The sequence below is a fragment of the Mesorhizobium sp. IMUNJ 23033 genome, assembly GCF_044778005.1.
In the GTDB taxonomy this organism is placed as follows: Bacteria; Pseudomonadota; Alphaproteobacteria; order Rhizobiales; family Rhizobiaceae; genus Mesorhizobium; species Mesorhizobium amorphae_A.
Map to the genome: position 1 here is coordinate 58,579 of NZ_JBJACT010000005.1, position 14,678 is coordinate 73,256.

Genomic DNA, 14,678 nt, shown 5'->3' on the forward strand with positions numbered 1-14,678 from the left:
TGCGGAAATGTCACTCACGGACGGCGCTCTTCATCCAGGCGCCCGGCGTCACGCCGACGACCGACTTGAACACCCGCGTCAGATGGGCCTGGTCGAAAAACCCAGTCGCCTCGGCAATATCACCGAGCGAGGCGGCATCATGCGCCATCATCGCCTGTGCCCTGCCGATCCGCGCCTGCATCTGCCAGCGATGCGGCGGCACGCCTGTCGCCGCCTTGAAGGCGTGGCTGGTTGCGGTTTCGGACAGGCCGGTCAGCGTGGCGAGGTCGGCGAGACGGATCCTGTCCAGGCAATGCGCGTCTATGTAATCGATGACGAGGCGCAGCTTGCGGCGGGACAATGGCGCCCGGCGCCGCGCGGCAACCGGCTGGTCTATCTGGAAAAGGCTCGCGAACAAGGCGTTGAGCAGGCCCTCGCCGTAGAGATCATGCAACTTCTGGCCAGCGTCGCATTCGGCGGCAATCAGGCCGGCAAGCGTGGCGATCCGGTCGTCGCGAAACTGGAAGCGTGACACATGCAGGGCCTCGCGATCGAGGCTGCGGCCGAAGCGGCGCGTCAGGGCTGCGGCCTCGAAGTGCAGGTCGAGATGCCTGATCCGGTGCAGTCCATCGACCCGGCCACGAATCGGCACCCCGGCCGGAATGTAGGCCATGGAAAAGGCCCGGTCGTGGCGGCGCGCTTCGCCCTTGACCCCTTCGACGAAGAAGGCGCCGTCGCCTTCGACATCGAGAGCGACAAACAGCCGGGGGTCGGGAGAGACATAGAAGCCCTCGGCCCGGTCAGCGCATGACACATCCCAGAGGTCGGCAACCGCGCCGTCCCAGACGTGGCATTTCAAACCGCCAATGACGGAAAATCCCTGAATGCGGCTTTCCATGCGCGGAACGAAGGACACGCTTTCCCCTATCTGATCGAGACTCTGGTTCAGTACATTTCTTGATGAAAATGGTCAAGTTTTGTCGCGGAGTGGGTCCGGTGGGGCAGCCTGTGGCGGCTACGGTGTGGCCGCAGCCGGCACCCGGCCCCCTTCCCGTGCGTCCGGCGAGGTTCATCTCGGACAGTCGAGCGGCGCAACACCGCAACGAGTTGTTGCCTGGATCGAGACAGGTTCGATCCGGCCACAAGCCACGCTTTGCTGAATGTCAAAAGGCGATCTTCAAGCCCAGCTTGCCGCTGATGGTTGAGCTGTCTTCGGACCACTTGCCGCGAATTTCACTGCTGAGCGTGGTTGCCTGCGTCATCTTGAGATTGAAGCCTGAGGACAAGGCCACGGAGAGGTCCGCATCGTCGAACTCGCTCTCCACGCCTTCAACGCTGGCCGTGTTCGAATAACCGAAGCGCTGCTGGATATCTGCCCGCGCATAGGGGCTGATCACCATGCCGTTCCCGAGTTGAAAATCGGCATAGATACCGGGATCGAATTTGACCGCCCCAAACGACAAGCGGCTCTTTCCGAAATCCGTGTCGGAGTCGTCCGTATAGGCATCACCGGTAAACGTGACGCCCAGCAATCCGCCGCGCAGGTCAAGGCGCACCCGATCGGTCAGGCTGAAGATACGGCCGACCGATCCGGTTACCGCATAGCCTTGCGTGTCGTAGCTTCCGGACGTGCCGGAGCGGTCGACGTCCGTGTTGCCGAGGAATGCCGATGCGGCCACGAGCACATAGCTTGTGCCGTGACGATAGAGGCCATAGCCGCCGAACATGCCGCTTCTGTTCGTGGCCTCACCGCCGTCGAAGAACCCGAAAGCATCGACGCCCACCTCGGCCGAGGCATAGCCGCCAAACAGACCGAGGTTGAGGCCGTGCTCGTTGTCGAAGCCGAAATGCTTCGCGGCATTGAAGTCCACGCTGACGGCAGCGGAGAATTCATCGACGTCGAAATGCGGTCCGTCGAACGTATCGATGCTGTTCGAAACCCTGAAACCGTCATGCTCGGTATGGGCAAGCTGGCCGGACGCGAAAACACCGAATGGCGCGGCCTGGCCCGGTGGGGCTATTTTGGCGGGACTGACATCCGCATCGACGATGTCGTCGACAATGTTGCCAAGCGCATCCAGGGAGGTGTCGACAATCGCGCTGTTGGCCGCGCCGCCAATATAGCAACTCGTGTCGAGAAAGATCCCATCGTTGTCGAGGATGCAGGCGTTCGCGGTGGAGGGCATGAAAATGAAGCCCGTGCCGATCGAGAACGCGCTCGCCGTGCACAGGCGCAGAAGCCAATTCTCTGCTTTCATTGTCCCCTTCCTGGCTGCTTGCGATATCAGACTCGAATATCAGGGCATGCGGTTCGCCGATGAACTATGAAGTACGTCACTGACTGCTGCAGATGCGAGAGCAACAATTGCTCCTTTATTGGCAAGGAGCATACCATTTTATGTTCAGCGAGCATATGGAGTCGTGTGAAGCGCTGGCCCCGGCATGCTGAGATGGCAGGGCCGCCCTGTGGTTGCGCTCGACGGCATGTTCAGGACAATGCGCACGCGCAGGTCGAAAGTGAGCCTTGCCACGCAGCCTTCCTTCAGGATGGTTTCTCGTGTAAAAATTGCCGCTGTCTTCGGAGATACTGGTTTCGGCGCACGAAGAGGGACGGCGCCAGGCGGGTGGACACTTCGGTGACTCGAAGATTGTCGCATGCTGAAACGAGCTCGTGACATGACCTACGGTCCCTTCCTGCGCATTGTGGCAGTTCTGCTGGTTTCATTGTTCGGATCGATCGGAGCTCAGGCCGCGGTCGTGGAAGAGCTGTCGCCGCAGCCTGGCAAACGGCTGGCGATCGTCATCGGCAATTCCAACTATCAAAGCACGCACCTTCCCCATCTGGCGAATGCCGGCAACGACGCGACAAGGCTTTCGGAAAGCCTGAAAAGGCTGAACTTCGATGTGCTGACAGGAACGGATCTTTCGTCCGACGGATTTGCCAGGCTCTTTCGGGAAGCCGACGGCAAGCTTGCCGGCGCCAGTGCCGTGCTGATCTTCTACGCCGGCCACGGGGTACAGCTTCAGGGCGAAAACTATCTGCTGCCGGTCGATACCCCCGATGCTCAAAACCTTGCAGAGCTGACCGCTCGCGCAGTCAGGCTCAACGACGTGATTTCGAGGTTTGCCAGCCGGGAGCGGCAGACGTTCATTTTTCTCGATGCGTGCCGGAACAATCCCATGGGCAAAGGCGCGAGCGCCATGGATGGTCTCGCTCAGGTCGAGGTCGGCGAAAACACGTTTGTCGCCTTCGCGACGCAACCCGGCAACACGACGGTCGACGGGTCGGGCGACAACAGCCCCTTCACCACGGCTCTGCTGAAGAACATCGAGATTCCAGGGCTCAGCATTTCGGACATGATGATCCGGGTGCGCAACGAGACCGAAGCACTGACCGTTGGCCGCCAAGTGCCATGGGACCAGTCGAACCTGCGCGAGCAGTTCTATTTCACCGAGCAGCAAGAACTCGACCCGGCTCAGCTCAGCGCCAGCCTGTCGCGCATTCTGTCGGATCCGGTCGCCAAGGAAAAACTGCAGATCGAGCTTGCGTCCAGCGATCTGCAGACCGCGGTGATCATCGTCGGGCAGACATTGCGATCGGTCGAGATTTCGCCGCCCTCAGCCGCACCGGCCAAGCCTGTCGGCACGCAGATGGCCAGCCTCGAGGGCGCGCGGCAAAGCGTCGTCTCCGGCCTCGAAACGCTGATCGTCGGCAAGTCGGGCGAGCCAGACCAGGAGAAAGCAACCGATCTCGCACGCAGCATCCAGACGGAATTGCGTCGCCTCGGCTGCTACCGGACGACGATTGACGGTAGCTGGGGCAAGGGTTCCGTCCGCGCCGTCACCGACTACTACAGGAACACCAGGCAGACAGCATCGACGACCGAACCCACGGTCGAGCTTCTGAGCGACCTGTTCCTGCATTCCGGCAGGGTCTGCAAGGATCCCGTGCTTGTGAAGGCCAAGCCGGTGGGGGGTTCCACTGGTCTGGCTCCGGCGCGCGGCAAGGCGGTAACCAACCGCAAAGCCGGCAAAGCGTCGAAACCGCAAGCCTCGCGTCCCGCACCTCCTCCGCCCGACATCAGTGGCGGGATCGGTATAGGTGGCGTGTTCTAGAGAACCCAAGCCTGCCATCTGGCAGGCATCATCGTCAGGTGAATGCCGTCTATTGCACGCTTAGCCGCATTTCGACCCGCCGGTTGACCGGATCGTAGGGGTCGGGAACGCGCGGATTGGTCGCGCCGAGGCCGACAGCCTTGACGCGTGCCGGTTCTATTCCGCTCGACAAAAGGAATGCCGTCACCGATTGAGCCCGCCGCTCCGAGAGGCGATCGTTGTAGGCCGGCGCGCCCGAAGCGTCGGTATAGCCTTCAACGACGAAATTGTGTGTCTTCAGGCGGTTGTCTTTCAGCGCCTTGGCGAATTCGCCCAGTTTCGCTCGCGCTTCAGGCAGCAGCTCGGCGGAATTCAGGTTGAAGTTGATCAGCATATCGAGGCCGCTTGGCGCCGGCGCATCGGTCTTGCTCTCGCATTGATCCTGGGCGCCGACGCATATCCCACGCGATGCGCCCAGATCGGACGTCTTGGCGAAAAACTTGATGATGTCTTCCGACGATTGGACCGGGTCGGCAAGCGACGAATTCGACGCCGCCAGTGCTGCCGCCAGAACGAAGATTGAAATGGTTGCCCGCATTGCCGCCTCCAGTGCTGACGTCACGGATCGCAGCGCATCATCTCGCATCTGCTGCGCGTGAGATGTGATCAATCTCACATCCAAATCACCCTGTGGCGACTGGCCAGACGCTGTAGCGGGAGCCCGCGAACAAGCGCTTCTGCGAAGGTGTTGGAGGCGAATATACACCATGCGGAATTGGCAGGCGAGTTGAACTTGACGCCTGACGTCAGGCCGTTCTGCGCCTGCCTGCCCGATGGTTTCGAGACGAAGCGTGCGATCGCGCTTGGTTGATTTCTTGGACGAAATATGCTGCTTGTCGCGCCCATGAAAAAGCTCTGCCTTATGGTGCTGGCGTCCCTCACGCTGGCGTGGCCGGCCAGCGCGATGGATAGCGCGCTACGCGCCGGCCTACTGAAACTCGATCCACAGACGCGGCTCGAACAGCGTTGCGATGCAGAGGTGCTGGACCGGATTTCCCACGACGACCGTAAGTTCAAGGCGGATCGCGTCGTCGCCTACGCCTTCGCGACCCCGGAAATGGGCACCGACGCGATCAGAAGCCCAGGGGCTGCCTTCCGCAGCAAGGGCCAGTGGTATCGGCTGAAATTCAAGTGCCAGACCGCGCCGGACCATATGCAGGTGCTGCAGCTCCGATACCGGATCGGCGACGAAATTCCGCAGGCCGATTGGACGAAGTACAATCTCTACGACTAGAATCCTCTACCCCCCGATTCCTGGCATTTGCGGGCCTTGGCCGCCTTCGGCGACAGTGCTGCTTGCCGTGTATCGCTGATGCGGCAAGGCGGGCATCCGACATTGTTCCCTGCAATCTCTTGACGCGCACGAACCATACACGTTAGGGCGTCTGGATATTCGACGACCGACACTCGGCGAACAAGCAAAGGGCCTCCAGCCGATGGAAATTTTCACCGCCGCAGGCCTCTCGGCCCTGCTCCAGGTCATCGCCATCGACCTCGTACTTGCCGGCGATAACGCCATCGTTATCGGCCTTGCCGCAGCCGGCCTTCCCTCCGACCAGCGCAAGAAGGCGATTCTCGTCGGCATCGCGGCGGCCACTGTGCTTCGCATCTTCTTTGCCCTGATCACGCAGTGGCTGCTCGCCATCGGCCCCATGCTCCTCATCGCCGGCGGTCTGCTGCTGCTTTGGGTGTGCTGGAAGATGTGGCGCGAGCTGCGTGTCACCCACGAGCAGGAACATGATGCGACGGAATCGCTATCCAATGTCGACTACGACAAGGACGGAATGATTGGCAGCAAGGGACCGCGCAAGACCTTCGCCCAGGCAGCATGGCAGATCGTCATTGCCGACGTTTCAATGTCTCTCGACAACGTCCTTGCGGTCGCGGGGGCGGCGATGGACCATCCGACGGTGCTGATCATCGGCCTGGCGCTGTCGATTGCGCTGATGGGCTTCGCCGCTTCGTTTGTCGCACGGCTGCTGCACAAATACCGCTGGATTGCCTATATCGGCCTCCTGATCATTCTCTACGTCGCGGTGAAGATGTTTCTGGATGGTGCCGTGCAGCAGTTTCCCGAGCAGTTTGCGTTCCTGGCGCCCTGGTTCGGACCGAGCCATCATTGAGCTTGGGCGGTCGGCGCGCATCGCGGCGACCCGTTCGCGGTTTGCTTGACTGCGGAACTGTGCTATTGCGCCGCGCAAATTAGGCTCCCGCGAGAGCCCAAATGATCGATATGTATTGAGACTTCCGGGCCGGACCTCAGGGTTTCCGGCCCGCGTCCATTGGAAACCGCAAATGTCCGCAGCTCCCCGCGTCAGTTTCGTCAGTCTTGGATGCCCGAAAGCCCTGGTGGATTCGGAACGCATCATCACGCGCCTGCGCGCCGAAGGTTATGAGATCGCGCGCAAGCATGACGGCGCCGATCTCGTCGTCGTCAACACCTGCGGCTTCCTCGATTCGGCCCGCGACGAGTCGCTCAACGCAATCGGTTCCGCGCTTTCGGAAAATGGCAGGGTCATCGTCACCGGTTGCCTTGGCGCCGAGCCCGATGTCATCCGCGAAAAGCATCCGAACGTTCTCGCCATCACCGGACCGCAAGCCTATGAGAGCGTGATGGCGGCGGTGCATGAAGCAGCACCGCCCAGCCACGATCCGTATGTCGACCTGCTACCGCCGCAAGGCGTCAAGCTGACACCGCGCCACTACGCCTATCTCAAGATTTCCGAAGGCTGCAACAACCGCTGCACCTTCTGCATCATCCCGGCGCTGCGCGGCGACCTCGTCTCGCGCCCGGCCGCCGACGTGCTGCGCGAGGCCGAGAAGCTGTCCAAGGCCGGCGTCAAGGAGATCCTGGTCATCTCGCAGGACACCAGCGCCTACGGCATCGACATCAAGTACCAAACAAGCATGTTCGGCGATCGCGAAGTGCGGGCGAAGTTCCTCGATCTTTCGGAAGAGCTCGGAAAGCTCGGCATCTGGATTCGCATGCACTATGTCTATCCCTACCCGCATGTCGCCGACGTCATCCCGCTGATGGCCGAGGGAAAAATCCTTCCCTATCTGGACATCCCGTTCCAGCATGCTTCGCCACAGGTGCTGAAGAACATGCGCCGCCCCGCGCATGGCGAAAAGACACTGGAGCGCATTCGCGGCTGGCGCGAGGTGTGCCCCGATCTCGCCATCCGCTCGACCTTCATCGTCGGCTTTCCCGGCGAGACGGACGAGGATTTCGAGATGCTGCTCGACTGGCTGGACGAGGCCAAGATCGATCGCGCCGGCTGTTTCAAATACGAGCCGGTCAGGGGTGCGCGTTCCAACGACCTCGGTCTCGAACAGGTCCGCCAAGAGATCAAGGAAGCACGCTGGCACCGCTTTATGCAGCGCCAGCAGAAGATTTCGGCGACGCAACTGGCCAAGAAAGTCGGCAAGCGGCTGCCGGTGCTGATCGACGAGGCGCATGGCACGTCTGCCAAGGGCCGCACCAAATACGATGCGCCGGAGATCGATGGCTCGGTGCATATCCAGTCGCGCCGTCCGCTGCGCGCCGGCGACATCGTCACCGTCAAGATCGACCGTGCCGATGCCTATGATCTCTATGGTTCGGCGGTTTAGAATCAACATTTTCGAACGGGCGATACGAAGCCGGCTCAGGATCTAAGGCGGGGCCGGTGCGGTTCGCCACGTCCTGCGAGACCGGAAGCCGCCGAAAGGGCGCCTCCCGGCGCCCTCAGATTTTTTGGCACACGCTTCGGTAATCTGTGTTGCGTTTCGTCAGAGCTTCACCGCCTCGATTGCAGCCAGGGACCGATCGATCACCTGATCGAGGGTCTTATCCAGTTGCATGCCCGTCGACTCGGCTGCGACTACAGACAGGCGTGCGGCAAATCCTAAATGATAGTCCACGAACCAATCGGGTCGCGGCTCCGGGTCTGGAAATGGCCCCCACCACGGCGGAAGCTTCGGTATCTTCGGTCGCGTGGGGCACCAATCGTCAAGGTCGCTCAATAACGCTTGCATACCGAGCCCGCCTCGCTCGGCGAACCACGCGCAGCGGACGAATTCGTCGGCGATCGCGGCGCCCAGTTCGTGAGGCGGGAGCGGCTGAGGATTGAGTGCGATCTGCACAAGCCGCCCCTGTGGTCCGCGCGGGATGACGTCGAAGATGGCGGGAATGCGTTTCCCGATGATCGCCAAGAGTTTTTTATTCAATTGCATAAGACCTCCTTCTGCTGACGCTTGTCACGTGGACCGATTTAGTCCGGGCCGCAAGATCAGCATGGAAGTAAAAGCCGTTGGTGTATGTGAAGGCGGTCACGGAGCCGCATCACGGATATTGTGACTGGCGCACGAAGACATGGAACTCACAAGAAATGCCGGCTTGAACACTTTGCGAAAGACCGTCGAGCGATCCTTCAAGATCGACCGCGCGACGTCTGCGACCTCCACGGCTCGGCGGCCTGACGTCGTTTCAACCTCGCCGCATTTACTACAACCGGCGATAGTTCCGGCGTCTTAACCCATTCGGCCGCAATCCGCATTAATGGTTTCAAACTGTCAATGCGGGGGTTCGCATGCACGTCAAACCGGCGCGGCAGGATTACATCGCTACGCTGGACCTGTTGAGGCTGGCGGCTGCGCTGGCTGTCGTCATCTTCCACTATTTCTTTCGCGGCGCGGCCTCCGGCGGCGCTCTCGCCGAAGCCTATTCGCTTGCCGCGCCGTTCGCCCTGTACGGCTACCTCGGCGTCAATTTGTTCTTTCTGATCAGCGGGTTCGTCATCGCCTGGTCGGCGGAAGGCCGCAACTGGGAACAGTTTGCGATGGCGCGCTTCGTGCGTCTCTATCCGGGCTTTCTCACTTGCATGACGATCACCTTCATCGTCATCCTTTCTGTCGGCGAACCGCTGTTTTCAACCTCCTTCGCTCAATATGCCGCCAACCTGTCCATGTTTGCGCCGGCCTTCGGCCAATCGTTCATGGACGGCGTCTACTGGTCGATCGTCCTCGAGCTGGTTTTCTACGGATGGGTGACGCTCGCTCTGTTCACGGGCATCTTCCAGAAACGCAAGCTGGAGCTGATCTTCATCTGGCTGGCAATCTCGGCGCTGAACGAGTTCTTCGTCGGCAGTCATGCGATAAGGCTGCTGTTCATCACCGAGTTCGGCCCGTTCTTCGCCGCCGGCGCGCTGGTCCACCATATTTACGCGCATGGCCGTTCGCTGCCAGCCTTGCTGCTGCTTGCGGCCTCCTTCCTGCTGTCCTGTAGCACGATATCGGTGACGCGCGACTGGATGCTGAACGAATACGGCCTCGCCGTTTCGCAGCCTCATCTCGTGGCCGCCAATTTCGCCATGCATGCCATGCTGATCGGCGGCGTTCTGCTGCGCAACCATATCAGGCCGTCCGCGCTGACGCTGGCGCTGGGTGGGTTGACCTACCCGCTCTACCTTCTGCATCAGAACATCGGCTATCTCGCGATCAACGCCGCCGCACCGCTGCTCGGCAAATGGGCCGCTGCCCTGGGCTGCGTCGTACTCATGCTCTTTGTTTCATGGGCGATCTGGCTCTATTTCGAGCGACCGGTCCAACGCACGCTCAAGACCTGGCTTGGCCGCGCGGTTGAGGTCACGCTGGCGCGATTTCGTCGCGCCTCCACCGATGCGCAACCCGCCGAATGAAAAAGGGCGCCTCGCGGCGCCCTTTTCGTTTGATTTTTCCTATGCTTACTGCGGCAGCTTGTCGTCGACGCCCTTGACGTAGAAATTCATGCCGAGCAGCGTACCGTCGTCGGCGACTTCGCCGTCCTTCAGCCACGGCGTGCCGTCCTGCTTGGCGATCGGTCCGGTGAAGGGGTTCCAGCCGTCTGCGATCTTCTTCGTGGTCGCCTCGGCCATCGCCTTGACGTCGTCGGGCATGTTGGTGAAGGGCGCGAGCTTGACGGCGCCGTCCTTGATGCCCAGCCAGACATTGCCCGGCTTCCAGGTGCCGTCGAGCGCCGCCTGGACGCGGCTGATATAGTACGGGCCCCATTCGTCGGTGAGCGAGGTCAGCTGCGCGTTCGGCGCGAACTTGATCATGTCGGAGGATTGGCCGAAGCCGTGCAGCTTGCGCTCTTCCGCCACTTGCAGGGCGGCGGTGGAATCGGTGTGCTGAACGATGATATCGGCACCCTGGTCGAACAGCGCCTTGGCGGCGTCGGCTTCCTTGCCGGGATCGAACCAGGAATTGACCCAGACGATTTTGGCCTTGAAGTTCGGGTTGATCGACTGCGCGCCGAGCATGAAGGAGTTGATGCCCATCACCACTTCGGGGATCGGGAAGGAAACGATGTAACCGGCAACGCCGGCCTTCGATTCCTTTGCGGCGATCTGGCCGAGCACATAGCGGCCTTCATAGAAGCGCGCATTGTAGATGCCGAGATTGTCTGATGTCTTGTAGCCGGTGGCGTGCTCGAACATCACCTTGGGGAATTTCTTGGCAACCTTCACTTCCGGATCCATGAAGCCGAAGGAGGTGCCGAAGATGAGCTTGCAGCCTTCGCGTGCCAGACGCTCGAAAGCGCGGTCGGCATCGGGGCCTTCGGCGACGTTCTCGAGATAGGCGGTCTCGACCTTGTCGCCGAGCGCCTTCTCCACTTCGAGGCGGCCCTGGTCATGCTGGTAGGAATAGCCAAAGTCGCCGATCGGGCCGGTATAAACCCAGCAGGCCTTGAACTTGTCCGCAGCCTCGGCGGTTACCGCCAGCGACATGGCGGCGGTGGTGGTCATCAGGGCAATAAGCAGTTTTTTCATTGTGTTACCTCTCTGAGTTAAGCCTTGGAGCTTCCCGTCTTTGTTATTGTCAACGATCCGGAACGAATGGCTGCCCCAAGGAAGCCGGCGTGTTCATCATCGTCAGACGCTTGTTGCGCGAGATTAGAACGAGAACCACGACGGTTGCCAGATAGGGCAGCGAAGAAAGCAGTTGCGAAGGCACCGGAATGCCAAATGCCTGTGCATGAAGCTGGCCGATCCAGACAGCGCCGAAGATGTAGGCGCCGGCCAGCACCCGCCATGGCCGCCAGGAGGCGAAGACGACCAGCGCCAGCGCGATCCAGCCGCGTCCGGCGGTCATGTTCTCCACCCATTGCGGCGTGTAGACCAGCGACAGGTGGCCGCCGGCAAGGCCGGCGCAGGCGCCGCCGAAGATCACCGAGAGATAGCGATAGCGGATGACCTTGATGCCAAGCGCATGCGCCGAGGTGTGGCTGTCGCCGATCGAGCGCAGCGTCAGTCCGGTGCGGGTCTTGAACAGGAACCACATGACGGCGGCGGTCAGCGCGATCGAGATGTAGAAGATCGGGTCCTGGCCGAACAGCAGCCTGCCGACGACCGGGATCGACGTCAGGCCGGGAATGTCGAGGTTCGGCAGCCGTTCGCCCGGCTGGCCGACGAAGCTGGTTCCCATCATGCCGGACAGGCCGAGGCCTAGCAGCGTCAACGACAGGCCGGTCGCCACCTGGTTGGTGGCCAGAGACAGCGTCATGACGGCAAACAGCAGCGAGAACACAGCGCCCATGGCGACGGCCGCGAGCAGCCCGATCCATGGCGATCCGGTGAGGTAGCCGGCGCCGAAGCCGCCGACCGCACCCATGATCATCATGCCTTCGACGCCGAGATTGAGCACGCCGGAGCGTTCGACGACCAGTTCGCCGATCGCAGCGATCAGCAGCGGCGTCGCCGCCGTGGCGATGGTCAAAAGGATGTTGACGGTGATGTCCATCAGCGGGCTTCCTTCAACTTCGGCGCGGCCTCGAGTTTCGGCGCTGCCAATCCGATCAGACGAATGCGGTAGTGAATGAGCGTGTCGCAGCCGAGCACGAAGAACAAAAGCATGCCCTGGAACACACGTGCCACCTTGTCGGAGATGCCGAGCGCGCTTTGAACTGCCTCGCCGCCGAGATAGGTCAGCGCCAGCACCAGGCCCGCGGCGACGATGCCGAGCGGATTGAGCCGGCCGAGGAAGGCCACGATGATGGCTGTGAAACCGTAGCCGGGTGAAATCACCGGCTGCAGCTGGCCGATGGCGCCGGAGACTTCCGAGATGCCGGCAAGCCCGGCCAGCGCACCCGACAGCAGAAAGGCGAAGAAAACCATGCGGTTGAGGCCGAAGCCGGCGAAGCGCCCTGCCCTCGGGCTCGAGCCGAGTACGCGGACCTCGAAACCCTTCAGCATGCGGCTCATCAGGATCCAGATCGCCACCGCCGCGACCAGCGCAAAGACGAAGCCCCAGTTGGCGCGGCCGGCATCCGGCATCAATTCCGGCAGGATGCCCGAATCGTTGAACTGAATGGTCTGCGGGAAACCATGGCCCTGCGGATCGCGCCACGGGCCACGAACCAGCCAGTCGAGGAAGAGCTGCGCGACATAGACCAGCATCAGGCTGGTCAGGATCTCGTTGGTGCCGAAGCGCGTCTTCAGCAAAGCCGGGATTGCCGCATAGGCGGCGCCGCCGACCATGCCGAGCAGAAGCATCAGCGGCAGCACCAGCGGTCCCTCGAACTGAGGAAAAAACACCGGGATAATCGAGCCGACGATGGCGCCCAGGATGAACTGGCCCTCGGCGCCGATGTTCCAGATATTGGCCTTGAAGCAAACCGACAGGCCGACCGCGATCAGGATCAAGGGCGCTGCCTTGATCGCGAGTTCATGCAGCTGCCAGACCTGGCTGATCGGCTCGATGAAATAGATACGAAACGCGCTCAGCGGGTTGACGCCGAGCAGCGCGAACATGATGGCGCCGGCGACGATCGTCAGCCCGAAGGCGATGAAGGGCGACAGCGCTGAAAACAGCATGGAGCGCTGCGGGCGTTTGACGAGTTCGAGGCGCATCATGCCGTCTCCAGCGTGTGTTCGGCGTGGCCGGGTTCGGCACCGCCCATCAGCAGTCCGATCTTCTCGAATGTGGCTTCGGCGATCGGCAGCGGCTTCGACAATTCGCCATTGTGCATGACCGCGATGGCGTCCGAAATCTCGAACAATTCGTCGAGGTCCTGACTGATCACCAGCACGGCCGAGCCGCTGCGGGCCAGTTCGATCAGTGCCTGGCGGATATGCGCGGCCGCACCGGCGTCGACACCCCAGGTTGGCTGGTTGACCACCATCACGCTCGGCCTGCGGTCGAGCTCGCGGCCGACGATGAATTTCTGCAGATTGCCGCCGGAAAGTGCGGCGGCTTCCGGATCCGGCGCGCTCTTGCGCACGTCCATCGCTTCGATGATGCGCTGGGCGGCGCTGTAGACCGCACCGCTTTTGACCATGCCGCCGGAGCCGATAAAAGCCTTGCCGTCGGTGGCGTGGCGCGACAGGAGCAGGTTTTCCGACAATTTCATGCGGGGTGCTGCACCATGGCCAAGCCGCTCTTCGGGCACGAAGGCAGCGCCCATCAGCCGCCTGCCGGTGATGGTGAGGCCGCCGGCATCCTTGCCGCGAATGCGCACCGAGCCGGCGTCCTGCTGCAGCACCTCGCCGGAGACGGATTCGAAGAATTCGCCCTGGCCGTTGCCGGCCACACCTGCGATGCCGATCACCTCGCCGGCGCGCACCCTCAGACTGATATTCTTGAGCGGGATCGAGAACGGCGTTGCCGGCTTGCGGGTCAGCGCACGGATATCGAGCAGTGCCGGCGCGGTCTCGATGCCTTCAGCCGGCGCACGAACCACCGCTTTCACCTCGTTGCCAACCATCATGCGGGCTAGCGATGAAGCTGTTTCCTGGCGCGGATTGCAGTGGCCGACCACCTTGCCGTGGCGCAGCACGGTGGCGCGGTCGCAGATGCGCTTCACCTCTTCCAGCCGGTGCGAAATGTAGAGGATGGACTTGCCTTCCGAGCGCAGCCGCTCGAGCGTTTCGAACAGCTTGTCGGCCTCCTGCGGCGTCAGCACGGAGGTCGGTTCGTCGAGGATGATGAGCTGCGGCGTCTGCAGCAGGCAGCGGATGATCTCGATACGCTGGCGTTCGCCGACCGAAAGATCGCCAACCAGCGATTCCGGATCGAGCGGCAGGCCGTAGCTATAGGAAAGCGCCCTCGCCTTCGCCGCAATGCTGCTGATCGGCGAGCCGTCGTCCAGCGACAGCGCGATGTTCTCGGCCGCCGTCAACGCCTCGAACAGCGAAAAATGCTGGAAAACCATGCCGATGCCGAGTTTCTTGGCGGCGCCCGGACTGGTGATCCTGACCGCCTGGCCGTTCCAGAAGATCTCGCCTGAATTGGGCTCGAGCGAGCCGAACAGCATCTTGACCAGCGTCGACTTGCCGGCACCGTTCTCGCCGAGCAATGCGTGGATCTCACCCTTGGCGATGTTGAGATCAACATGGTCGCACGCCGTCAGCGTGCCGAATATCTTGGTCAGTCCACGAACCTCAAGCAGGATCGTGCTGTCATGATTTGCACTCACAGTGCCTCCCATCTGGTTTGCCAGATATGTTCTGTGTTCCCGCAAGCATGGTATGCGCTGCCGGCTCCCGTCGGAAAGCGGCACACGACTTGAAAGAGCTTCAAGAATT

The 14,678-nt window shown here is 61.7% G+C and carries 13 protein-coding genes; 5 read left to right on the forward strand and 8 right to left on the reverse strand.

The window, feature by feature from the left end; translation table 11 throughout:
• Positions 1 to 10: 10 nt before the first annotated feature.
• Positions 11 to 895 (reverse strand): helix-turn-helix domain-containing protein, encoded by an 885-nt coding sequence (locus tag ACFX5Q_RS07480; protein ID WP_404276631.1) that lies wholly within the window; start codon positions 893 to 895, stop codon positions 11 to 13.
• Positions 896 to 1,142: 247 nt separating this feature from the next.
• Positions 1,143 to 2,237 carry an autotransporter outer membrane beta-barrel domain-containing protein gene (locus tag ACFX5Q_RS07485; protein ID WP_404276634.1) on the reverse strand — a complete coding sequence of 365 codons (1,095 nt, stop codon included), beginning with the start codon at positions 2,235 to 2,237 and terminating at the stop codon, positions 1,143 to 1,145.
• 418 nt (positions 2,238 to 2,655) lie between these two features.
• On the opposite strand from ACFX5Q_RS07485, the gene ACFX5Q_RS07490 reads away from it, so the two are divergent.
• Entirely contained in the window at positions 2,656 to 4,095 is a 1,440-nt protein-coding gene (locus tag ACFX5Q_RS07490) for a caspase domain-containing protein (protein ID WP_404276636.1), read from the forward strand.
• Positions 4,096 to 4,144: 49 nt separating this feature from the next.
• On the opposite strand, the gene ACFX5Q_RS07495 is transcribed toward ACFX5Q_RS07490, so the two are convergent.
• A complete protein-coding gene (locus ACFX5Q_RS07495) occupies positions 4,145 to 4,672 on the reverse strand; it encodes an OmpA family protein (RefSeq protein ID WP_404277121.1) in 528 nt (175 codons plus the stop codon).
• 288 nt (positions 4,673 to 4,960) lie between these two features.
• Between ACFX5Q_RS07495 and ACFX5Q_RS07500 the strand changes: the two genes are divergently transcribed.
• From ACFX5Q_RS07500 to rimO, 3 genes are all read left to right on the forward strand, one after another.
• A complete protein-coding gene (locus ACFX5Q_RS07500; protein WP_006199789.1) occupies positions 4,961 to 5,368 on the forward strand; it encodes a DUF930 domain-containing protein in 408 nt (135 codons plus the stop codon).
• A 202-nt stretch (positions 5,369 to 5,570) separates the two neighbouring features.
• Positions 5,571 to 6,257, forward strand: a complete 687-nt coding sequence (locus ACFX5Q_RS07505; protein WP_120018552.1) for a TerC family protein — start codon at positions 5,571 to 5,573, stop codon at positions 6,255 to 6,257.
• 172 nt (positions 6,258 to 6,429) lie between these two features.
• A complete protein-coding gene (gene rimO / locus ACFX5Q_RS07510) occupies positions 6,430 to 7,746 on the forward strand; it encodes a 30S ribosomal protein S12 methylthiotransferase RimO (RefSeq protein WP_404276639.1) in 1,317 nt (438 codons plus the stop codon).
• 159 nt (positions 7,747 to 7,905) lie between these two features.
• Here rimO and ACFX5Q_RS07515 read toward each other — a convergent pair whose 3' ends face one another.
• Positions 7,906 to 8,349, reverse strand: a complete 444-nt coding sequence (locus tag ACFX5Q_RS07515; protein ID WP_192181129.1) for a hypothetical protein — start codon at positions 8,347 to 8,349, stop codon at positions 7,906 to 7,908.
• A gap of 356 nt (positions 8,350 to 8,705) precedes the next feature.
• On the opposite strand from ACFX5Q_RS07515, the gene ACFX5Q_RS07520 reads away from it, so the two are divergent.
• On the forward strand, positions 8,706 to 9,812 hold the full coding sequence (locus ACFX5Q_RS07520; protein ID WP_404276641.1) for an acyltransferase family protein: 1,107 nt from the start codon (positions 8,706 to 8,708) through the stop codon (positions 9,810 to 9,812).
• A gap of 45 nt (positions 9,813 to 9,857) precedes the next feature.
• Here the strand turns inward: ACFX5Q_RS07520 and ACFX5Q_RS07525 are convergent, their stop codons facing one another.
• From ACFX5Q_RS07525 to ACFX5Q_RS07540, 4 genes are read right to left on the reverse strand one after another with little or no spacing between them, the layout of a single operon-like run.
• Complete coding sequence (locus ACFX5Q_RS07525) at positions 9,858 to 10,925, reverse strand: BMP family ABC transporter substrate-binding protein (RefSeq protein WP_404276643.1); 1,068 nt, start codon at positions 10,923 to 10,925, stop codon at positions 9,858 to 9,860.
• 49 nt (positions 10,926 to 10,974) lie between these two features.
• Entirely contained in the window at positions 10,975 to 11,895 is a 921-nt protein-coding gene (locus ACFX5Q_RS07530) for an ABC transporter permease (protein WP_006199782.1), read from the reverse strand.
• On the reverse strand, positions 11,895 to 13,007 hold the full coding sequence (locus tag ACFX5Q_RS07535; RefSeq protein ID WP_404276646.1) for an ABC transporter permease: 1,113 nt from the start codon (positions 13,005 to 13,007) through the stop codon (positions 11,895 to 11,897). The genes ACFX5Q_RS07530 and ACFX5Q_RS07535 overlap by 1 nt, the downstream gene beginning before the upstream one ends.
• On the reverse strand, positions 13,004 to 14,581 hold the full coding sequence (locus ACFX5Q_RS07540) for an ABC transporter ATP-binding protein (protein WP_404276648.1): 1,578 nt from the start codon (positions 14,579 to 14,581) through the stop codon (positions 13,004 to 13,006). Before ACFX5Q_RS07540 ends, ACFX5Q_RS07535 begins: the two co-directional genes overlap by 4 nt.
• Between the last annotated feature and the right edge of the window lie 97 nt (positions 14,582 to 14,678).

Bases quoted from the DNA above. Each gene is read 5' to 3' on its own strand.
- ACFX5Q_RS07490 (WP_404276636.1), top strand. From the start codon at position 2,656: ATGACCTACGGTCCCTTCCTGCGCATTGTGGCAGTTCTGCTGGTTTCA.
- ACFX5Q_RS07505 (WP_120018552.1), top strand. From the start codon at position 5,571: ATGGAAATTTTCACCGCCGCAGGCCTCTCGGCCCTGCTCCAGGTCATC.
- rimO (WP_404276639.1), top strand. From the start codon at position 6,430: ATGTCCGCAGCTCCCCGCGTCAGTTTCGTCAGTCTTGGATGCCCGAAA.
- ACFX5Q_RS07515 (WP_192181129.1), bottom strand. From the start codon at position 8,349: ATGCAATTGAATAAAAAACTCTTGGCGATCATCGGGAAACGCATTCCC.
- ACFX5Q_RS07495 (WP_404277121.1), bottom strand. From the start codon at position 4,672: ATGCGGGCAACCATTTCAATCTTCGTTCTGGCGGCAGCACTGGCGGCG.
- ACFX5Q_RS07525 (WP_404276643.1), bottom strand. From the start codon at position 10,925: ATGAAAAAACTGCTTATTGCCCTGATGACCACCACCGCCGCCATGTCG.
- ACFX5Q_RS07530 (WP_006199782.1), bottom strand. From the start codon at position 11,895: ATGGACATCACCGTCAACATCCTTTTGACCATCGCCACGGCGGCGACG.
- ACFX5Q_RS07535 (WP_404276646.1), bottom strand. From the start codon at position 13,007: ATGATGCGCCTCGAACTCGTCAAACGCCCGCAGCGCTCCATGCTGTTT.
- ACFX5Q_RS07500 (WP_006199789.1), top strand. From the start codon at position 4,961: ATGCTGCTTGTCGCGCCCATGAAAAAGCTCTGCCTTATGGTGCTGGCG.
- ACFX5Q_RS07540 (WP_404276648.1), bottom strand. From the start codon at position 14,581: ATGGGAGGCACTGTGAGTGCAAATCATGACAGCACGATCCTGCTTGAG.
- ACFX5Q_RS07485 (WP_404276634.1), bottom strand. From the start codon at position 2,237: ATGAAAGCAGAGAATTGGCTTCTGCGCCTGTGCACGGCGAGCGCGTTC.
- ACFX5Q_RS07520 (WP_404276641.1), top strand. From the start codon at position 8,706: ATGCACGTCAAACCGGCGCGGCAGGATTACATCGCTACGCTGGACCTG.